The organism is Streptomyces sp. NBC_01077 (assembly GCF_045162855.1).
In the GTDB taxonomy this organism is placed as follows: Bacteria; Actinomycetota; Actinomycetes; order Streptomycetales; family Streptomycetaceae; genus Streptomyces.
This window is the reverse complement of the sequence record NZ_CP108669.1, coordinates 4,644,680-4,663,332: the sequence shown is the minus strand read 5'-3', so window position 1 is coordinate 4,663,332 and position 18,653 is coordinate 4,644,680. Positions and strand designations below refer to the sequence as shown.

The following is an 18,653-nucleotide window of genomic DNA, read 5'->3' as shown; positions in this document are numbered from 1 at the left end:
GCCGTCAGCGGTTTCCGCCGCGGCCGTTGTCGTTGCCGGCTCCGCCGATCATGCCCGGCGGGAGTGTGATCCCGGGGAACGGGTTGGTCGGCTTGTTGTCGCCCGGCTTCCCGGGCTTGCCCGGCTTGTTCGGACCCTCGTCCCCTTCCTCCTTGTCCTTGGGCTTCTCGGCCCGCGGTACGGAGATGGGGGCGAAGCTCGGCGTCTCGGAGGCGTCGAGGGCGCCCGTCATGGCGATCCGCCAGATGGGGCCGGGGAGGCAGCCACCGCAGACCTTGTCGTAGTACTCGCCGCCGATGGTGATGCGGTACATCGACTTCTTCTCGCCGATGTCGTCACCGACCCAGACGGCCGTGGACAGGTTCGGGGTGTAGCCGACGAACCACGCGTCCTTGCGGTCGTTCGTCGTACCGGTCTTGCCCGCGTTGTCGCGGTCGCTGAGGCCGGCCCTCGTACCCGTACCGTCCTCGACGACGCCCTTCAGCATCTGGTTGATGGTGTCGGCGGTGCGCTCGCTCATCGCCCGCGTGCACTTGGTGTCCGGCACGTTGAGCTTGTCGCCGTTGGCGGCCCGGACGGACTCGATGGCGATCGGGGTGCAGTACTGGCCACGGTTGGCGAAGGCCGCGTAGGCGCTCGCCATCGACAGCGGGGTGCTGACCTCGCCGCCGAGGGTGATCGAGGCGTTCTCCTCGATCGGCTTGCCGTCGCCGCGCTCGTAGCCCAGCTTCTTCGCCATCTGGACCGTCTCGCACAGACCGGTCTGCTGCTCGAGCATCGCGAAGTAGGTGTTGATGGACTTGCCGAGCGCGCTGGTCATGTCCCAGGTGCCGGCCTCGGACTCCACCTCGTTCTGCAGGTCCCACTTGTCGTAGCCGGAGGGCCGTCCCTTGCAGGTGAGGAAGGAGCTCTTGTCCAGCGTGATCTTCCACGGCGTGGTGTAGGGCTGCGCGGGGCTGATGCCCTTCTCCAGGGCCGCGGCGGCGGTGATCGGCTTGAAGGTCGAACCGACCTGGAAGCCGTAGGTGCTGCCGCCCATCCGGTTGCTGACGGCGAGGTTGAGCGTGGTCTCGTGCTTCTTCTGGTCCAGGCCGTACGGACGGGACTGGCCCATCGACACGATCTTGCCGGTGCCGGGCTGGACCTGCACGACCGAGGCGGCGACCGGGTCGTCCTTGTTGATCTTCGCGACGGCGGCCTCGTTGGCGGCGGCCTGGGCCCGCGGGTCGAGCGTGGTCCTGACGGTGAGACCGCCCAGGTTCCACAGCTTCTGGCGCTCCTCGGCCGTCTTGCCGAAGATCGGGTCGCTGAGGATCGTCTTGCGGACGTAGTCGCAGAAGAAACCGGCGCCGCTGACGGCGGTGATGCAGCCGTTCTTCGGCGTCCTGACCTTCAGCTTGAGCGGGGCCGCCTTCGCCTTGTCCGCCTCGGCCTGGCTGATGTCCTTGACGTCGGCCATCCGCTGGAGGACCACGTTGCGGCGCTTGGTGGCTTCCTGGATGTCGTTGATCGGGTCGTAGCGGCTGGGCGACTGGACGAGACCGGCCATCATCGCCGCCTCGCCGAGGCTCAGGTCGGCGGCGCGCTTGGAGAAGTACCGCTGGGAGGCGGCCTCGATGCCGTACGCCTGCTGCCCGAAGAACGTGATGTTGAGGTAGTTCTCCAGGATCTTCTTCTTGCCCAGCTCCTCCTCGACCTGGATCGCGAACTTCAGCTCGCGGACCTTGCGGCCGATGGTCTGCTGGGTGGCCTGCGCGACCTTCTCGGGGTCGTCACCGGCCTCCTCGACGAAGACGTTCTTCACGTACTGCTGGGTGAGGGTCGACGCGCCCTGCGAGACCCCGCCCGACTGCGCGTTGCGGTTGATCGCGCGCAGCACACCCTTGAGGTCGATCGCCCCGTGCTCGTAGAAGCGGCCGTCCTCGATCGCGACGATCGCCTTCTGCATGTACGGGGAGATCTTGTCGAGCGGGACGACCGTCCGGTCCCGCGAGTACACCGTGGCGATCAGCCCGCCCTCGGCGTCGAGGATCTTGGTGCGCTGACTCAGCGGCGGGGTCTTCAAGTTGGAGGGGATCTCGTCGAACCCCTCGACCGTGCCCTTCGCCGCCAGACCCAGTGCGCCGGCCGCGGGCAGGGCGATGCCCGCCAGCACGGCTCCCGCGAGCACACTGACACCGAGGAACTTGGCGGCCTGCTGGGTCCCGGTCAGACCACCGCCGGAGCGCTTCTTTGCCATGGGGGCAGCCTACGTTCTCATTCGCCGGACACACGTATATGCCTTGGCCTAAGCTGCTCCCAACTGTCACAGCAGTGTGGTCTGGCATCAAGACCCGGGTGTGACTTCGGCATGAATTCCCGTGACCCCGAAACATGGGGACCTCGTGTCCGATTCCGGCTCATGCGTCACGCGGTGCCCGATGTGGCCCCGTCAAAGAAGGACGTATCCAGGTGATATGTCCGCTATCACACGCATGTCCTTCGATCACTCCCCTGGGTGATCTGACGCGCACGCATAGTCCGTTCGGGCCATCCAAGATTGGGCCCGAAGGGGGTGTTGCGCTGTGCCCACCTTCCGTAACGTCCCAACTGGCAGCGGTGAATATGCCGCTGTCGCCGTGGGGGAGCCTCGATTCGGGAGAGGACGGCGCCGGTATGGGCTGGGTAGCTGACTGGAGTGCGCAGGCGGCCTGCCGCACTACCGATCCGGATGAACTTTTCGTGCAGGGAGCGGCGCAGAACAGGGCAAAGGCGGTGTGCACCGGATGTCCGGTGCGGACCGAGTGCCTCGCCGACGCCCTCGACAACCGCGTGGAGTTCGGCGTGTGGGGCGGCATGACGGAGCGCGAACGACGTGCACTGTTGCGCCGCAGGCCGACCGTCACCTCGTGGCGCCGGCTCCTGGAGACCGCGCGCACGGAGTACGAGCGGGGAGCGGGCCTGCTGCCCGTGGCGATCGAGGACGACGCGACGTACGAGGCGTACGCCGCGGTGGGGTAGCCGCGGCCCAGGGGTCTCCAGCCGATCAGGCCGGGCTCGCGCGCCCGGCCGTGAGCCGGTCGCCGATGGCCCGCAGCCCGGCGAGGTCGTGCACATCGCCGGGCAGGGCGGCCACTTCGGTCACCGCCACCTCGGGGTGAAGCGCGGTGAAGCGGTCGCGCGTGCGCTGCTCACGCGCGAGCACCCGCATGCGCTCGGCATGCAGGCGTAGAAGGCCCGCGGTGAGTTGTCGTACGTCTGCGTCGTCTACGGCTGGTTCCTGTGCCGGTGCGGCTGTGGGGGCAGCCTCGGGTACGGGTGGTGCGGTGGCGGCGGTGGCGAGGTCGGACGGCTCGTGCTCGGTGGCCGGGGAGCCACCTCGGTCAGTCTTCCCGCGCCCCTGATCCACAATGCGCCCCTCGTCAAGATTTTCCGCCGCGGCCCGCGCCCGCTCGGCCGAAAGCCGGGCGGCGGCGCTGCCGTGGACGCGGTTGAGGACGAGGCCGGCCAGCGGCATCTCCTCGGCGGCCAGCCGCTCCACGAAATACGCGGCCTCCCGCAGCGCGTCCCGCTCCGGCGTGGCCACCACGAGGAAGGCCGTGCCCGGGGCCTGGAGCAGCTTGTACGTGGCGTCGGCGCGGGTCCGGAATCCGCCGAACATCGTGTCCATCGCCGCGACGAACGTCTGCACGTCCTTGAGGAACTGACCCCCCAGCAGCTTGCCGAGGGTCCCGGTCATCATCGACATGCCGACGTTGAGGAACTTCATCCCCGCCCGGCCGCCCACCTTCGCCGGCGCCATGAGCAGCTTGATGAACTTCCCGTCGAGGAACGACCCGAGCCGCTTCGGCGCGTCCAGGAAGTCCAGCGCGGACCGGGACGGCGGGGTGTCCACGACGATCAGGTCCCACTCGTCGCGGGCCCGGAGCTGGCCCAGCTTCTCCATCGCCATGTACTCCTGTGTACCGGCGAATCCGGCCGACAGGGACTGGTAGAAGGGGTTCTCCAGGATCGCCCGCGCCCGGTCGGGCTCTGCGTGCGCCTCGACGATCTCGTCGAAGGTCCGCTTCATGTCCAGCATCATCGCGTGCAGTTCGCCGCCGTCGGAGCCCTTGATTCCGTCGACCTTGCGCGGGGTGTTGTCGAGGGAGTCGATGCCCATCGACTGGGCGAGGCGGCGGGCCGGGTCGATGGTGAGGACGACGACCCGCCGGCCGCGCTCCGCCGCCCGTACGCCGAGGGCGGCCGCCGTGGTCGTCTTGCCGACCCCGCCCGCGCCGCAGCAGACGATGATGCGGGTGCCGAGGTCGTCGATCAGCTGGTCGAGCTCCAGGACGGGGACGGCGTCGAGCCCGTGCGTCTCGGGGGCCGTGTCGCGACCGTCGGATGTCGAGTCGCGACCGTCGGGGGACTTCTCCGTCACGCGCCCACCCCTTGCTTCCGCAGTTCCTTCGCCAGCCGGTAGAGCCCCGCGATGTCCGCCCCGTCCCCCAGGAAGGGGAGTTCGTACGCGGGGACGCCGATGTCGTCCAGGACCGCGCGCTGCGTCCGCTCCAGCTCCACCCGCCGGGCGTGCTCGGTCGCCTGGTCGAGGAGCGGCTCCACCAGCGTCGTGCCGCCCGCGACGCCGACGGAGGCGAGCGTCCTGGCGATCGCGTCCCGGTGGTCGCCGGAGGCGGCCCGTACCGCCGCCTCGTCGAGGACGTGCGGCCGGACCATGTTCACCACGACGCGGCCCACCGGCAGTTCGGCCGCGCGGAGCTCCGCGATGCCGTCCGCGGTCTCCTGGACCGGCATCTCCTCCAGGAGCGTCACCAGGTGAACCGCCGTCTCAGGGGACTTGAGGACCCGCATGACGGCCTGCGCCTGGTTGTGTATCGGGCCGATCCTCGCCAGACCCGCCACCTCGTCGTTGACGTTGAGGAAGCGGGTGATGCGGCCGGTGGGCGGCGCGTCCATGACCACGTGGTCGTAGGTGTGGCCGCCGTTCTTCTCGCGCCGCCTGACCGCCTCGCACGCCTTGCCGGTCAGCAGGACGTCCCGTACGCCCGGCGCTATCGTCGTCGCGAAGTCGATCGCGCCGAGCTTCTTCAGGGCCCGCCCCGCCCCGCCCAGTTTGTAGAACATCTGGAGGTAGTCGAGGAGTGCGCGCTCGGCGTCGATCGCCAGCGCGTACACCTCCCCGCCGCCCGGGGCGACGGCGATCTTGCGCTCCTCGTACGGAAGGGCCTCCGTCTCGAAGAGCTGTGCGATGCCCTGTCTGCCTTCGACCTCGACGAGAAGGGTGCGCTTGCCCTCCGTCGCGAGGGCGAGCGCGAGGGCGGCGGCGACCGTCGTCTTACCGGTACCGCCCTTGCCGCTGACGACCTGGAGCCTGCTCACGCTGTCGAGCCTAACCACTGGCGGCGGTGCCCAATCAGGAGGCCGCCCCGGAGAAGTCCCCTAGGGGGTGTCCTGCCGATCGGTCCGGATCAGGGCTGCCTCGGAGAGCCGCCCCGCGGCAGCGGATACAGTCGGGCCCATGACCAAGTGGGAGTACGTCACGGTGCCGCTTCTGGTGCACGCGACCAAGCAGATTCTGGACACCTGGGGCGAGGACGGCTGGGAGCTCGTCCAGGTCGTGCCCGGGCCGAACAACCCCGAGCAGCTCGTGGCCTACCTGAAGCGGGCCAAGTCGTGAGCGGGGCCGTCGAGGCGAAGCTCGCCGAACTCGGCCTGACCCTGCCGGCCGTCGTGCCGCCGCTGGCCGCCTACCAGCCGGCCGTGCAGTCCGGCGTGTACGTCTACACCTCGGGCCAGCTCCCGATGGTGGACGGCAAGCTCCAGCTGACCGGCAAGGTCGGCGGCGAGGTCACCGCCGAGGAGGCCAAGAAGCTCGCGGCCACCTGCGCGCTGAACGCCCTCGCGGCCGTGAAGTCGGTCGCCGGTGACCTGGACCGGATCAAGCGGGTCGTGAAGGTCGTCGGCTTCGTCGCCTCGGCCTCCGACTTCACCGGTCAGCCGGGCGTCATCAACGGGGCCAGCGAGCTGCTCGGCGCGGTCCTCGGCGACAAGGGCGTGCACGCGCGCAGCGCCGTCGGCGTGGCCGTACTGCCGCTCGACGCCCCGGTCGAGGTCGAGGTCCAGGTGGAGCTGGTCGAGGCCTGACCCTCCGCCGTACCTCCGTACGCGACGCAGAGCCGGTTCTACCGCGCGGGCCCGCAAGGGCCCACCCGGCGGGAACCGGCTCTCGTGCATTCAAGTACTTGCGCATAGCATCCGGCCATGTCGAATGGTCAGTGGTACCCGCCCGAGTGGCCCGACCGTATCCGCGCCCTCGCCGCCGGTGAGCTCACGCCGGTGACCCCGCGCCGCGCCGCCACCGTCCTGCTGCTGCGGGACGGGGCCGCCGGGCCCGACGTCCACATGCTCCGCCGCCGCGCCTCGATGGCCTTCGCGGGCGGCGCGTACGCCTACCCCGGCGGCGGGGTCGACCCGCGCGACGAGCACCCGGTGCGCTGGGCGGGGCCCTCGCTGGAGACCTGGGCGGCCAGGCTCGGCCTCGACGACCCCGCGCAGGCCCAGGCCGTGGTCTGCGCCGCCGTACGCGAGACGTACGAGGAGGCGGGCGTCCTGCTCGCCGGGGAGACCGAGGGCGCGGTCGTCGGCGACACCACCGGCGAGGACTGGGAGCGGGACCGGGAGGCGCTCGTCGCGCGGGAGCTGTCCTTCGCCGACTTCCTGGACCGGCGCGGGCTCGTCGTACGCTCCGACCTGCTCGGCGCGTGGGCCCGCTGGATCACCCCGGAGTTCGAGCAGCGCCGGTACGACACCTGGTTCTTCGTGGCCGCCCTTCCGGCCGGGCAGCGCACCAGGAACGCCTCCACGGAGGCCGACCGGACCGTCTGGATCCGCCCGGCGGAGGCCGCGGCCGGCTACGACCGGGGTGAGCTGACGATGATGCCGCCGACGATCTCGACCCTGCGCACCCTGGAGCCGTACGGCACGGCCGCCGAGGCCCTCGCGGGGGCACGGGAGCAGGACATGACCCCGGTGCTCGCGCAGGCGCGTCTGGACGGCGACGAGCTCGTCCTGAGCTGGCCCGGGCACGAGGAGTTCACCAAGATCATCCCGATGGGAGGCGCCCGATGAGCGATGCCGCAGCCCTGCCCGGTCAGCCGCGCGGGCTCGTGGTCTCCGGGCCGGCGACCGCCCGCGCGGTGAACGTGCTCGCGCCGAACCCGTCCGCGATGACCCTCGACGGCACCAACACCTGGCTCCTCTCCGAGCCCGGCTCCGACCTCGCCGTCGTCGTCGACCCGGGCCCGCTCGACGACAGCCATCTGCGCCATGTGATCGACACCGCCGAGAAGCTCGGCAAGCGGGTCGCGCTCACGCTGCTGACCCACGGCCACCCGGACCACGCGGAGGGCGCCGGCCGCTTCGCCGAGCTGACCGGGACGGCCGTACGGGCCCTCGACCCGGCGCTGCGGCTCGGCGACGAGGGGCTCGGCGCGGGGGACGTGGTGACCGTCGGCGGCCTGGAGCTGCGGGTCGTCCCGACGCCCGGCCACACCTCGGACTCGCTCTCCTTCCACCTGCCCGCGGACCGGGCCGTGCTGACCGGGGACACGATCCTGGGGCGCGGGACGACGATGGTGGCCCATCCGGACGGGCGTCTCGGCGACTACCTGGACTCGCTGCGGCGGCTGCGCTCGCTCACCGTCGACGACGGGGTGCACACGGTCCTGCCGGGGCATGGGCCGGTCCTGGAGGACGCGCAGGGGGCGGTGGAGTTCTACCTCGCGCACCGGGCGGGCAGGCTCGCCCAGGTCGAGACGGCGGTCGAGAGCGGCTTCCGGACGCCGGCGGAGGTCGTCGCCCACGTGTACGCGGACGTGGACCGCTCGCTGTGGCCGGCGGCCGAGCTGTCCGTACGGGCGCAGCTGGAGTACCTGAGGGAGCGGGGCCTGGTCTGAGCGGCGGGGCGGAGTTGTCACGATCCGGAACCGAGCGGTACCCCGGCGCGTCGGTCCTCTTGACCTGTGCTTTACGCTCCGCTTACTTCTGGCCGTAGCTTTCGGGGGGAACGCCCGTGTTCGTCATCGCCATCCTGCTGGTCATAGCCGCAGTGGTGCTCTTTTTCGTCGGCCGCGCCAACGATTCCAAGGGGCTGAAGTTCGGCGCCCTCGGCGCGGTCCTGGCCGGCCTGTTCTCGCTGATCGTGAGCATGACGTACGTGATCAGCGCGTACGAGGTCGGCGTGCCGGTCGCCTTCGGCAAGGTCGGCTCGCCCATGACCTCCGGCATGCACGTGAAGTCGCCCTTCACCAACGTCACGACCTTCTCGACCCGCCCCGTCGACCTCAACCTCTCCGACAAGGACGTGGTCGAGGTCCGCTCCTCGCAGGGCGGTGTCATGTACGTCGAGGTGACGGTGAAGTGGGCCGTCGTCCCGTCCAAGGCCGTGGAGCTCTACAAGCTCGCGGGCAGCGAGGACTCCATTCAGCAGCGCCTCGTCTTCCCCGACAGCCGGGAGATCGTCCGTAACGTCTTCGCCCGCTACACCAGCGAGCAGGGCTACGCCTCCGACCGGGAGAAGATCAACGCCGAGATCGGCACCCTGATCAAGGAGCGGCTGACCCCGCGCGGCATCGACGTGACCACGGTCAACCTGCGCAACGTGAAGCCCTCGGACTCGCTCCAGGCCCAGATCGACCGCAAGATCCAGCAGCAGCAGGCCACCGAGCGGGCCACCGAGGCCGCCCGTACCGCCAAGGCCGAGGCCGACCGGCGCCGGATCGAGGCGGAGGGCATCGCCCGCGCCAACAAGATCCTCAACGACTCGCTGACGGACCGGGTCCTGATGAACCAGTGCATCGACGCGTTCAAGGAGGCCGCGGCGAAGAACCCGATCTACACCGTGCCCTGCGCGAACGGCTCCTCCGCCCCGGTGATCGTGGACGGCTCGAAGCGCTGACCGTTCGGAGACACGCGAAAGGCCGCCCCGGTCCGCATCGGCCGGGGCGGCCTTTTCACGTACGAGCGAGCGCACGAGCGTGCGTACGGGTGTGCCGTACGTACGCGCGTGCCTACCGCGAGCGCTTCGCGAGGCGCTCCACGTCGAGCAGGATCACGGCGCGGGCTTCCAGACGCAGCCAGCCGCGCTGGGCGAAGTCGGCGAGCGCCTTGTTGACCGTCTCGCGGGAGGCGCCGACCAGCTGGGCGAGCTCCTCCTGGGTGAGGTCGTGGACGACGTGGATGCCCTCCTCCGACTGCACGCCGAAGCGGCGCGACAGGTCGAGGAGCGCGCGGGCGACGCGGCCCGGGACGTCGGAGAAGACCAGGTCGGACATCTGGTCGTTGGTCTTGCGCAGTCGGCGGGCGACGGCGCGCAGCAGCGCGGTGGCCACCTCGGGGCGGGCGTTCAGCCAGGGCTGGAGGTCGCCGTGGCCCAGGCCGAGCAGCTTGACCTCGGTCAGCGCGGTCGCGGTCGCGGTGCGCGGGCCCGGGTCGAAGAGCGACAGCTCACCGATGAGTTCGCCGGGTCCGAGGACGGCCAGCATGTTCTCCCGGCCGTCGGGGGAAGTGCGGTGCAGCTTCACCTTGCCCTCGGTGACCACGTACAGGCGGTCGCCGGGGTCGCCCTCGTGGAAGAGCGCGTCGCCACGGGCGAGCGTCGCCTCACTCATCGAGGCGCGCAGCTCGGCAGCCTGCTCGTCATCGAGCGCCGCGAAGAGCGGGGCGCGCCGCAGAACGTCGTCCACGAGTTCTCTCCATACTGTCGACCTGCTCAGGGGACCTGGGTCCCATGATGCCGGACGCACAAAACAGTGCGATCAATCACAACAAGTTTGACGTACCGAGCCGCCCGTCCGTACGTCAGGGGCCCGATTGGGGGCTGATCGGCCACGCCCGGGGCGGATGTCGGTGGTGGCCCCTAGGCTGGCCGGGTGTCCAACTCGCCGGTGAGAGCGCAGGCCAAGGGGGCTGAAAGAGTGTCGGCCGAAGGTAATTCCGCTGTGGGCGAACGCGGCGTGTCGAAACGGGCGAAAGCCGCAAATCGGAAGTCTACGGAGTCCGCCGCGCCCGTCAAGCCCGTGAAGCCCGCCCCGTCCGTGAAGCCTTCCGAGCTCACGAAGCCCGGGAAGCCCGCCAAGCCCGAGTCGCGGCTCGCGATGGTCCGCAGGGCCCGCAAGATCAACCGCGAGCTCGCCGAGGTCTTCCCGTACGCCCATCCGGAGCTCGACTTCCGCAACCCCTTCGAGCTCCTCGTCGCCACGGTCCTCTCGGCGCAGACCACCGACCTGCGGGTCAACCAGACCACCCCGGCCCTCTTCGCGAAGTACCCCACGCCCGAGGACCTCGCCGCCGCCGTGCCCGAGGAGGTCGAGGAGCTCATCCGCCCCACCGGCTTCTTCCGCGCCAAGACCAAGTCGATCATGGGCCTCGCCGCCGCCCTCCGGGACGACTTCGGGGGTGAGGTCCCCGGCCGCCTCGACGACCTCGTCAAGCTCCCCGGCGTCGGCCGCAAGACCGCCTTCGTCGTCCTCGGCAACGCCTTCGGGGTCCCCGGCATCACCGTCGACACCCACTTCATGCGGCTCGTCCGGCGCTGGAAGTGGACCGAGTCCGACGACCCCGTGAAGATCGAGGCCGAGGTCGCCACGATCTTCCCGAAGAGCGAGTGGACGATGCTCTCGCACCGGGTGATCTTCCACGGCCGCCGTATCTGCCACGCCCGCAAGCCGGCCTGCGGCGCCTGCCCGATCACCTACCTCTGCCCGTCGTACGGGGAGGGCGAGACCGACCCCGAGAAGGCGAAGAAGCTGCTCAAGTACGAGATGGGCGGCTTCCCCGGCCAGCGGCTCGACCCTCCACCCGGCTACCCGGGCCGCCCGGCGCCCCCGCTGGGTGCGAGCGATTGAGCCCGGGCCGCACCGGATCCCTTACTGGCTCCGGGCCCCCGGGGATCCCGTACGGGCTCCGGTTCCCCCGGGATCCCGTACGAGCTCCAGAGGGAACGAACCCGTGCGTCGATCGCGTTGTGAAACTCGGGGGTGTCTATGACGCGCACTGATGAAGAGATCCACGGGCCCGGTACCGGCGGGCTGATCAGCCGGGACGGGCTGCCCGACTGGCTCGGGCCCGTCGACCGGGCCGCCCGCACGGTCGAGCCCGAGCAGCTGAGTCGCTTCCTGCCGCCCGCGAGCGGCGCCGGGCGCCAGTCCGCCGTCCTCGTCCTCTTCGGCGAGGGCGAGCGCGGCCCCGAGCTGCTGCTCATGGAGCGGGCCGGCAGCCTGCGCTCGCACGCCGGACAGCCCTCCTTCCCCGGCGGCGCCCTCGACCCCGAGGACGGCGACCCGGCGGACGGCGGGCTGCTGCGCGCCGCCCTGCGCGAGGCCCAGGAGGAGACCGGACTCGACCCGGCCGGCGTCCAGCTCTTCGGCGTCCTGCCCCAGCTCTACATCCCGGTCAGCAGCTTCGTCGTCACCCCGGTCCTCGGCTGGTGGCGCGCCCCCAGCCCCGTCGGAGTCGTCGACCCCGGTGAGACCGCCCGGGTCTTCACCGTGCCCGTGGCGGATCTCACGGATCCGGCGAACCGGGTGACCACGGCCCACCCGAGCGGCCACCTCGGCCCCGGTTTCCTGGTCGAGTCCGCTGTGGTCTGGGGTTTTACGGCCGGAGTGATCGACCGCCTCCTGCATTTCTCCGGCTGGGAGCGACCCTGGGACCGGTCCAAGCAGGTCCCGCTCGACTGGCGCTCATGACAGGCTGAACCCCGGCGGACTGGCTGATCCCCGGCGACCGGAAACGAATCTGCGAGGCAATTGACGGTGAACGTGCTGGACATCTTGTTGCTGCTCGCCGCCGTGTGGTTCGCGATCATCGGCTACCGCCAGGGATTCGTGGTCGGCATCCTGTCGGTGATCGGCTTCCTCGGCGGCGGTCTCGTCGCCGTGCTGCTGCTGCCGATCCTCTGGGACCAGCTGACCGACAACAGCGAGGTCTCGACCACGGCGACGGTCGTCTTCGTGATGGTGGTGATCGTCTGCGCCTCCGTCGGCCAGGCCTTCACCACCCACCTCGGCAACAAGCTGCGCCGCCACATCGTCTGGTCACCCGCCCGCGCCCTCGACGCCACCGGCGGCGCCCTGGTCAACGTCGTCGCGATGCTGCTCGTGGCCTGGCTGATCGGCTCCGGACTGGCCCGTACCACGATGCCCACCCTGGGCAAGGAGGTGCGGAACTCCAAGGTCCTGCTCGGGGTCGAGGAGGTGATGCCGGATCAGGCGTCCCGCTGGTTCGACGACTTCAGCTCCACGCTGGCCCGCAGCGGCTTCCCGCCGGTCTTCAGCCCCTTCGCCAACGAGCCGATCACCCCGGTCATGCCCCCCGACCCGGCGCTCGCCGAGAGCCCGGTCGCCGCACGCGCCCAGCGCTCCATCGTGAAGGTCGTCGGCACCGCGCAGAGCTGCGGCAAGGTCCTCGAAGGCACCGGATTCGTCTTCGACGACCGCCGGATCATGACCAACGCCCATGTCGTCGGCGGCGTCGACGAGCCGACCGTCCAGATAGGCGGCGAGGGCAAGCTCTACGACGCCAAGGTCGTCCTCTACGACTGGCAGCGCGACATCGCCGTCCTGGACGTGCCGGACCTCAAGGCCACGCCGCTGACCTTCGCCGACGAGGACGCCCGCAGCGGCGACGGCGCGATCGTCGCCGGATTCCCCGAGAACGGCTCGTACGACGTGCGCTCGGCGCGCGTCCGGGGCCGTATCAACGCGGACGGGCCCGACATCTACCGCCGGGGCGAGGTGCGCAGGGACGTGTACTCGCTGTACACGACGGTCCGCCAGGGCAACTCCGGCGGCCCGCTCCTCACCGCGGAGGGCGAGGTGTCCGGCGTGATCTTCGCCCGCTCCCTCGACGACGTGAACACCGGCTACGCCCTGACCGTCGACGAGATCCGCGAGGACATCGAGCTCGGCAGGACCGCCGACCAGCAGGTCGACACCCAGGCCTGCGCCCTGTAGAGCCCATCGGTCCCGGACAGGCCCTAAGGCGTGTCGCGGGGATGCCGGAGCCTGGCCGAGACCCAGCGGGCCCGGCGGCGGAGGATGCGCGAGATCCCCACCCCTCCCGCGGCGTGCGCACCGCCCGGGTCCGGCGGGCCGGCCCCCTCGCGAGAGCCCTGCCCAGCGGCCGAGCGGCGGTTGCGTGCTGTCGTGTCACCGTAGTCGTGCGTCCAGCCCATACCTCGACGTCTGCCCGGGGCCCAAGGTCGGTAACCGCCCGGGGCCCCGCCAATTGGAGTATGCGCGAGGCACATGGCCGTTCGAAGGAAGTCTGTACGCACCGGAGCGGGCAGAGGGACCGTCAGCGGCCGGCCCGGCTCGTTCAGAGGTCGCCCCGGCTCCTTCAGCGGTCGGGCTCGGGGTCCTTCAGCCAGTTGACGAGCTCCGTCGAGAAGGCCACCGGGTCCTCCTCGTGCGGGAAGTGACCGAGGCCGTCGAAGAGCCGCCAGCGATACGGCGCCTCCACGTACTCGCCCGACCCCGCGGCGCTCCTGGTCCGCATCACCGGGTCCAGGGAGCCGTGCAGATGGAGCGTCGGCACCCGCACCGGCCGCTTCATGCGCCGGTTGAACTGGATGCCGTCCGGGCGGGCCAGGGAGCGCACCATCCAGCGGTACGGCTCGATCGAGCAGTGCGCCGTCGACGGGACCAGCATCGCCCGCCGGTACACCTCGATGGCCTGCTCGTCCGAGCTGAGCCGCGGCTGCGGTCCCGACCAGTCCCGGATCAGCTCGCCCACGAGTTCCGCGTCGTCCGCGACCAGCTGACGCTCCGGCAGCCACGGCCGCTGGAAGCCCCAGATGTGCGAACCGGCCCGGGACTGGGCGAAGTCGGAGAGCATCGCCGAACGCCAGCGGCGCGGGTGCGGCATCGAGGAGACCACGAGCCGGCGCACCAGCTTGGGCCGCATGACGGCCGCTGTCCAGGCGAGGTAGCCGCCCAGGTCGTGCCCGACGAGCGCCGCGTCCGGCTCGCCCAGGGAGCGGATCACGCCGGTCACGTCGAGAGCCAGGTTGGCGGGGTCGTAACCCCGGGGGGTGCGGTCGCTGCCGCCTACCCCGCGCAGGTCCATCGCGACGGCCCGGAACCCGGCCTCGGCCAGGACGGGCAGCTGGTGGCGCCAGGTCCACCAGAACTGCGGGAAACCGTGCAGGAGCAGCACCAGCGGGCCGTCGCCCATCTCGGCGATGTGGAAGCGGGCGCCGTTGGCGGCCACGTCGCGATGGGTCCACGGCCCGTCGAGTCGGACGGGCCCGCCGTTGCTGCTCTCGGGGAGGGTCATACGGACGAGCGTGCCACAGCGGAGGCCTTGTCCAGCGCCGGGCGCTGCGCCGGACGGGGGTGCGGCTTCGCGTTCTGCATGATCGCGGCGGTCTGCTTGGCGGAGGCGATGGACTTCTCCGGCGGCTTGACCTTCTTGAACTTGGCGTACGCGAGGAACCCGAGCAGGCCCGCGATCAGCACGTTCGCCGCGAAGGAGAGCAGGAAGCACCAGATGAGGTTCCAGCCCCCGTTGCCGTTGTGCCCGCCGGTCCAGGTGTTGATGGCGTACGCGAGCGCGAAGCTCAGCATCGGCAGCGAGAACAGCAGCACCACCCCGGCGGCGATGCCGGCGACGCTGCCGATCGCGCCGCGCTTGACGTCCTGTCGGATCTCGGCCTTGGCCAGGGCGATCTCATCGTGCACCAGCGCGGACATCTCGGCGGTCGCCGAGGCGACCAGCTGGCCGAGGCTGCGCTCGGTTCCGTCGAACGGGTCGCTCATCGGTGCTCCCTCTTCTCTTCTGCGGTCCGAGTTCTCTTCTACGCGGTCCGACTCAGATCATGCCGGACGGTCGGCCCCGTCGCGCGGTGCCCCCGCCAGTTGGGCGCGCTCACGGTGTTCGGCGGCCTTCTTCTCGTAGATCTCGGCCATCCGCAGGTGGTACGCCGGGTTGTCCTGCTCGTAGATGTCGGGGATGCCGTCGTGGTCGTCGTCGCGCTCCTCGTCGGAGACCAGGACCTGGTACCTGCGGACCCGCAGCTTCAGCAGGACGGAGGCGAGGACGGCCGCGATGAGCGAGCCGATGAGGACCGCGGCCTTCACCTCGTCGGTGAGGACGGGGTCCCCGGCGAAGGCGAGTTCCCCGATGAGCAGCGAGACGGTGAAGCCGATGCCGGCGAGGGAGGCGACGGCGAAGACGTCCGGCCAGGCCAGGTCGGGGTTGAGCTCCGCGCGGGTGAAGCGGGCGGCGAGCCAGGTGCCGCCGAAGATGCCGACCGCCTTGCCGACGACGAGGCCGAGGACGACGCCGAGGGTGACGGGCTGGGTGAAGACGTCGTGGATCGCGCCGCCGGAGATGCTCACGCCGGCCGAGAAGAGTGCGAACAGCGGGACGGCGAGGCCGGCCGAGAGCGGGCGGACGAGGTGCTCGATGTGCTCGCCGGGGGAGTGCTTCTCGCCCTCCCGCGTGGTGCAGCGCAGCATCAGGCCCATGGCGACACCGGCGATGGTGGCGTGGACGCCGCTGTTGTACATCAGGCCCCAGATGACCAGGGCCAGCGGGACGTACACGTACCAGCCGCGGACGCCCTTGTGGAGGAGCACCCAGAAGACGACGAGTCCGGCGACGGCGCCGCCGAGCGCGGCGAAGTTCAGGTCGTCGGTGAAGAAGATCGCGATGATCAGGATCGCGAAGAGGTCGTCGACGACGGCGAGGGTGAGCAGGAAGGCGCGCAGGGCGGAGGGCAGCGAGGTGCCGATGACGGCGAGGACGGCGAGCGCGAAGGCGATGTCGGTCGCGGTGGGGACGGCCCAGCCGTCCATCGAGCCGTTGCCGAGGGTGTTGACCAGGGCGTAGACGAGGGCGGGCGCTGCCATGCCGCAGATCGCGGCGATGACGGGGAGCGCGGCGGCCTTGGGGTCGCGCAGTTCGCCCGCGACGAGCTCGCGCTTGAGCTCGATGCCGGCGACGAAGAAGAAGATCGCGAGGAGGCCGTCGGCCGCCCAGTGCTGGATCGACAGGTCGAGGCCGAGGGCGGCGGGGCCTATGTGGAAGTCGCTGACGCTTTCGTAGCTCTCGCTCAGCGGGGTGTTGGCCCAGACGAGGGCGGCGACGGCGGCGACGAGGAGCAGCACACCGCCGACGGTCTCGGTGCGCAGGGCGTCGGTGAGGTACCGGCGCTCGGGCAGGGAGAGACGGCCGAGGAACTTGCGGTCGGTGGGTGCGGGCGCGGCCACGGGGAAAACCTCCGGTCGGTGGGCAGGACTGAGCACATGCCGACCAGACTTCCCGGCGCACCTAGGTTTTCTTGTCGCGTCGCTGACGCGGTCCTTACTTTACCTAACGAGCGTGGGTTGTGTCCGGCGAGAATTACTTTAGGGAATTTTGCCCCTTTCGTCCCCTCGGGGTGAGGTGCCCGGGAACGGTCCGGGAGCCGTCCGGGAACCGTCCGGGAACGGGAAACGCCCGCCCCCAGTGGATCGGGGCGGGCGTTCGCGTCGTACGGGCCGGGGCTCAGTCCTCGCTGGAGGCGGCCGGCAGCTGGGTCTGGATGAGCGACATGACCGACGAGTCGGTCAGGGTCGTGACATCGCCCAGCTCACGGTTCTCCGCCACGTCGCGCAGCAGACGGCGCATGATCTTGCCCGAGCGGGTCTTCGGCAGCTCCGCCACCGGCAGGACCCGCTTCGGCTTGGCGATCGGGCCGAGGGTCGCGCCGACGTGGTTGCGCAGCTCGGCGACCAGATTCTCGTCCTCGCTGGCCGAACCGCGCAGGATGACGAAGGCGACGATCGCCTGACCGGTCGTCTCGTCGGCGGCGCCGACGACGGCCGCCTCGGCGACGGACGGGTGCGAGACGAGGGCCGACTCGACCTCGGTGGTCGAGATGTTGTGACCCGAGACGAGCATGACGTCGTCGACCCGGCCGAGCAGCCAGATGTCGCCGTCCTCGTCCTTCTTGGCCCCGTCACCGGCGAAGTACTTGCCCTCGAAGCGGGACCAGTACGTGTCGATGTAGCGCTGGTCGTCGCCCCAGATGGTGCGGAGCATCGACGGCCACGGCTCGGTGAGGACCAGGTAGCCGCCACCTCCGTCCGGCACCTCGTTGGCCTCGTCGTCGACGACGGTCGCGGAGATGCCCGGCAGCGCGCGCTGGGCGGAGCCCGGCTTGGTCTCGGTGACGCCCGGAAGCGGCGAGATCATCATCGCGCCGGTCTCGGTCTGCCACCAGGTGTCCACGATCGGCGTCTTTCCGGCGCCGATGTGCTCGCGGTACCAGACCCAGGCCTCGGGGTTGATCGGCTCGCCGACCGAGCCCAGGACCCGGAGGCTGGACAGGTCGAACTTCGCGGGGATGTGGTCGCCCCACTTCATGAACGTGCGGATCGCGGTGGGCGCCGTGTAGAGGATCGTGACGCCGTACTTCTGCACGATCTCCCAGAACCGCCCCTGGTGCGGGGTGTCCGGGGTGCCCTCGTACATGACCTGCGTCGCGCCGTTGGCCAGCGGGCCGTAGACGATGTACGAGTGCCCGGTGACCCAGCCGATGTCGGCGGTGCACCAGTAGACGTCGGTCTCCGGCTTGAGGTCGAAGACGGCGTGGTGGGTGTACGCGGCCTGGGTGAGGTAGCCGCCGGAGGTGTGCAGGATGCCCTTCGGCTTCCCGGTGGTGCCGGAGGTGTAGAGGATGAAGAGCGGGTGCTCCGCCTCGAAGGCCTCCGGGGTGTGCTCGGCGGACTGGCGGGCGACGATGTCGTCCCACCACACGTCGCGGCCCTCGGCGAACGCGGTCTCCTGGCCCGTACGGCGGACCACGAGGACGTGCTCGACCTGCGGGCACTTGGCGACGGCCTCGTCGATGGCCGGCTTGAGGGCGCTCGGCTTGCCGCGGCGGTAGCCGCCGTCGGCGGTGACGACCAGCTTGGCGTCGGCGTCCTGGATGCGGGAGGCCACGGCGTCGGCCGAGAATCCGCCGAAGACCACCGAGTGGGCGGCGCCGACGCGGGCGCAGGCCAGCATCGTGATGGCCGCCTCGGGGATCATCGGCAGGTAGACGGCGACCCGGTCGCCCTTCCGGACACCCAGCTCGGTCAGCGCGTTGGCCGCCTTGGAGACCTCGTCCTTGAGCTCGGCGTAGGTGATCGAGCGGCTGTCGCCCGGCTCGCCCTCGAAGTGGATGGCGACCCGGTCGCCGTTCCCGGCCTCGACGTGCCGGTCGACGCAGTTGTACGCGACGTTCAGCTCGCCGTCCGCGAACCACTTGGCGAACGGCGGGTTCGACCAGTCGAGGGTCTCGGTCGGCTCGGTGGCCCAGGTCAGGCGCTTGGCCTGCTCGGCCCAGAAGCCCAGCCTGTCCGCCTTGGCCTGCTCGTACGCCTCCGCCGTCACGTTGGCGTGCGCGGCCAGCTCGGCGGGCGGCGAAAATCGACGCTCTTCCCGAAGCAGATTGGCCAGGCTTTCGTTGCTCACGACATCTCCCTTTCCCAGGGCGTCCTCTGTGCGTATGTGTCCCGCGTCATAGCTCATCAGTCGGAGGCCCGGGTGACAAGAGCATCCAGGCAATTGGTTTAGACCTGTGAGTTGTCCGACGTGCGGGGGCCCCTTCTTCCCGAGCGGTGGGAGAAGGGGCCACA

General features: G+C 70.5%; 17 protein-coding genes. 9 read left to right on the top strand and 8 right to left on the bottom strand.

The window, feature by feature from the left end:
• Window positions 1–4 precede the first annotated feature (4 nt).
• Window positions 5–2,239, bottom strand: coding sequence for a transglycosylase domain-containing protein (locus OG462_RS20795; protein ID WP_406059623.1), 2,235 nt, complete (start codon window positions 2,237–2,239; stop codon window positions 5–7).
• Window positions 2,240–2,655: 416 nt separating this feature from the next.
• On the opposite strand from OG462_RS20795, the gene OG462_RS20790 reads away from it, so the two are divergent.
• Window positions 2,656–3,000, top strand: coding sequence for a WhiB family transcriptional regulator (locus OG462_RS20790; protein WP_015034550.1), 345 nt, complete (start codon window positions 2,656–2,658; stop codon window positions 2,998–3,000).
• A gap of 25 nt (window positions 3,001–3,025) precedes the next feature.
• On the opposite strand, the gene OG462_RS20785 is transcribed toward OG462_RS20790, so the two are convergent.
• Together OG462_RS20785 and OG462_RS20780 are read right to left on the bottom strand one after the other, a co-directional pair.
• A complete protein-coding gene (locus tag OG462_RS20785; RefSeq protein WP_406059621.1) occupies window positions 3,026–4,402 on the bottom strand; it encodes an ArsA family ATPase in 1,377 nt (458 codons plus the stop codon).
• On the bottom strand, window positions 4,399–5,361 hold the full coding sequence (locus tag OG462_RS20780; protein ID WP_406059619.1) for an ArsA family ATPase: 963 nt from the start codon (window positions 5,359–5,361) through the stop codon (window positions 4,399–4,401). The genes OG462_RS20785 and OG462_RS20780 overlap by 4 nt, the downstream gene beginning before the upstream one ends.
• A 139-nt stretch (window positions 5,362–5,500) precedes the next feature.
• Here OG462_RS20780 and OG462_RS20775 point away from each other — a divergent pair, with 139 nt between their 5' ends.
• From OG462_RS20775 to OG462_RS20755, 5 genes are all read left to right on the top strand, one after another.
• Window positions 5,501–5,659, top strand: a complete 159-nt coding sequence (locus tag OG462_RS20775; RefSeq protein WP_015034547.1) for a DUF4177 domain-containing protein — start codon at window positions 5,501–5,503, stop codon at window positions 5,657–5,659.
• A complete protein-coding gene (locus OG462_RS20770) occupies window positions 5,656–6,126 on the top strand; it encodes a RidA family protein (protein WP_406059617.1) in 471 nt (156 codons plus the stop codon). The genes OG462_RS20775 and OG462_RS20770 overlap by 4 nt, the downstream gene beginning before the upstream one ends.
• Before the next feature lie 117 nt (window positions 6,127–6,243).
• Window positions 6,244–7,110, top strand: coding sequence for an NUDIX hydrolase (locus OG462_RS20765; protein WP_406059615.1), 867 nt, complete (start codon window positions 6,244–6,246; stop codon window positions 7,108–7,110).
• Window positions 7,107–7,937 carry an MBL fold metallo-hydrolase gene (locus OG462_RS20760; RefSeq protein ID WP_406059613.1) on the top strand — a complete coding sequence of 277 codons (831 nt, stop codon included), beginning with the start codon at window positions 7,107–7,109 and terminating at the stop codon, window positions 7,935–7,937. The genes OG462_RS20765 and OG462_RS20760 overlap by 4 nt, the downstream gene beginning before the upstream one ends.
• A 116-nt stretch (window positions 7,938–8,053) precedes the next feature.
• The gene (locus tag OG462_RS20755) at window positions 8,054–8,938 is read left to right on the top strand and encodes a prohibitin family protein (protein ID WP_406059611.1); all 885 of its coding nucleotides are present in this window, start codon (window positions 8,054–8,056) and stop codon (window positions 8,936–8,938) included.
• A gap of 112 nt (window positions 8,939–9,050) precedes the next feature.
• Here OG462_RS20755 and OG462_RS20750 read toward each other — a convergent pair whose 3' ends face one another.
• Window positions 9,051–9,725, bottom strand: coding sequence for a Crp/Fnr family transcriptional regulator (locus OG462_RS20750; protein ID WP_015034542.1), 675 nt, complete (start codon window positions 9,723–9,725; stop codon window positions 9,051–9,053).
• A 231-nt stretch (window positions 9,726–9,956) separates the two neighbouring features.
• Here OG462_RS20750 and nth point away from each other — a divergent pair, with 231 nt between their 5' ends.
• From nth to OG462_RS20735, 3 genes are all read left to right on the top strand, one after another.
• The gene (gene nth, locus OG462_RS20745; protein WP_406066630.1) at window positions 9,957–10,886 is read left to right on the top strand and encodes an endonuclease III; all 930 of its coding nucleotides are present in this window, start codon (window positions 9,957–9,959) and stop codon (window positions 10,884–10,886) included.
• Window positions 10,887–11,024: 138 nt separating this feature from the next.
• Window positions 11,025–11,729, top strand: a complete 705-nt coding sequence (locus OG462_RS20740) for an NUDIX hydrolase (RefSeq protein WP_406059609.1) — start codon at window positions 11,025–11,027, stop codon at window positions 11,727–11,729.
• A gap of 66 nt (window positions 11,730–11,795) precedes the next feature.
• Window positions 11,796–12,995 carry a MarP family serine protease gene (locus tag OG462_RS20735; RefSeq protein WP_406059607.1) on the top strand — a complete coding sequence of 400 codons (1,200 nt, stop codon included), beginning with the start codon at window positions 11,796–11,798 and terminating at the stop codon, window positions 12,993–12,995.
• Between the two features lie 385 nt (window positions 12,996–13,380).
• Here OG462_RS20735 and OG462_RS20730 read toward each other — a convergent pair whose 3' ends face one another.
• The 4 genes from OG462_RS20730 to acs form a co-directional block, all read right to left on the bottom strand.
• Entirely contained in the window at window positions 13,381–14,319 is a 939-nt protein-coding gene (locus OG462_RS20730; RefSeq protein ID WP_406059606.1) for an alpha/beta fold hydrolase, read from the bottom strand.
• Window positions 14,316–14,801, bottom strand: a complete 486-nt coding sequence (locus OG462_RS20725) for a phage holin family protein (protein ID WP_406059605.1) — start codon at window positions 14,799–14,801, stop codon at window positions 14,316–14,318. Before OG462_RS20725 ends, OG462_RS20730 begins: the two co-directional genes overlap by 4 nt.
• A gap of 57 nt (window positions 14,802–14,858) precedes the next feature.
• The gene (gene nhaA, locus OG462_RS20720; protein ID WP_406059603.1) at window positions 14,859–16,256 is read right to left on the bottom strand and encodes a Na+/H+ antiporter NhaA; all 1,398 of its coding nucleotides are present in this window, start codon (window positions 16,254–16,256) and stop codon (window positions 14,859–14,861) included.
• Between the two features lie 277 nt (window positions 16,257–16,533).
• A complete protein-coding gene (gene acs / locus OG462_RS20715; RefSeq protein WP_406059601.1) occupies window positions 16,534–18,489 on the bottom strand; it encodes an acetate--CoA ligase in 1,956 nt (651 codons plus the stop codon).
• Between the last annotated feature and the right edge of the window lie 164 nt (window positions 18,490–18,653).

Bases quoted from the DNA above. Each gene is read 5' to 3' on its own strand.
- OG462_RS20795 (WP_406059623.1), bottom strand. From the start codon at position 2,239: ATGGCAAAGAAGCGCTCCGGCGGTGGTCTGACCGGGACCCAGCAGGCC.
- OG462_RS20790 (WP_015034550.1), top strand. From the start codon at position 2,656: ATGGGCTGGGTAGCTGACTGGAGTGCGCAGGCGGCCTGCCGCACTACC.
- OG462_RS20775 (WP_015034547.1), top strand. From the start codon at position 5,501: ATGACCAAGTGGGAGTACGTCACGGTGCCGCTTCTGGTGCACGCGACC.
- OG462_RS20765 (WP_406059615.1), top strand. From the start codon at position 6,244: ATGTCGAATGGTCAGTGGTACCCGCCCGAGTGGCCCGACCGTATCCGC.
- OG462_RS20760 (WP_406059613.1), top strand. From the start codon at position 7,107: ATGAGCGATGCCGCAGCCCTGCCCGGTCAGCCGCGCGGGCTCGTGGTC.
- OG462_RS20740 (WP_406059609.1), top strand. From the start codon at position 11,025: ATGACGCGCACTGATGAAGAGATCCACGGGCCCGGTACCGGCGGGCTG.
- OG462_RS20730 (WP_406059606.1), bottom strand. From the start codon at position 14,319: ATGACCCTCCCCGAGAGCAGCAACGGCGGGCCCGTCCGACTCGACGGG.
- OG462_RS20725 (WP_406059605.1), bottom strand. From the start codon at position 14,801: ATGAGCGACCCGTTCGACGGAACCGAGCGCAGCCTCGGCCAGCTGGTC.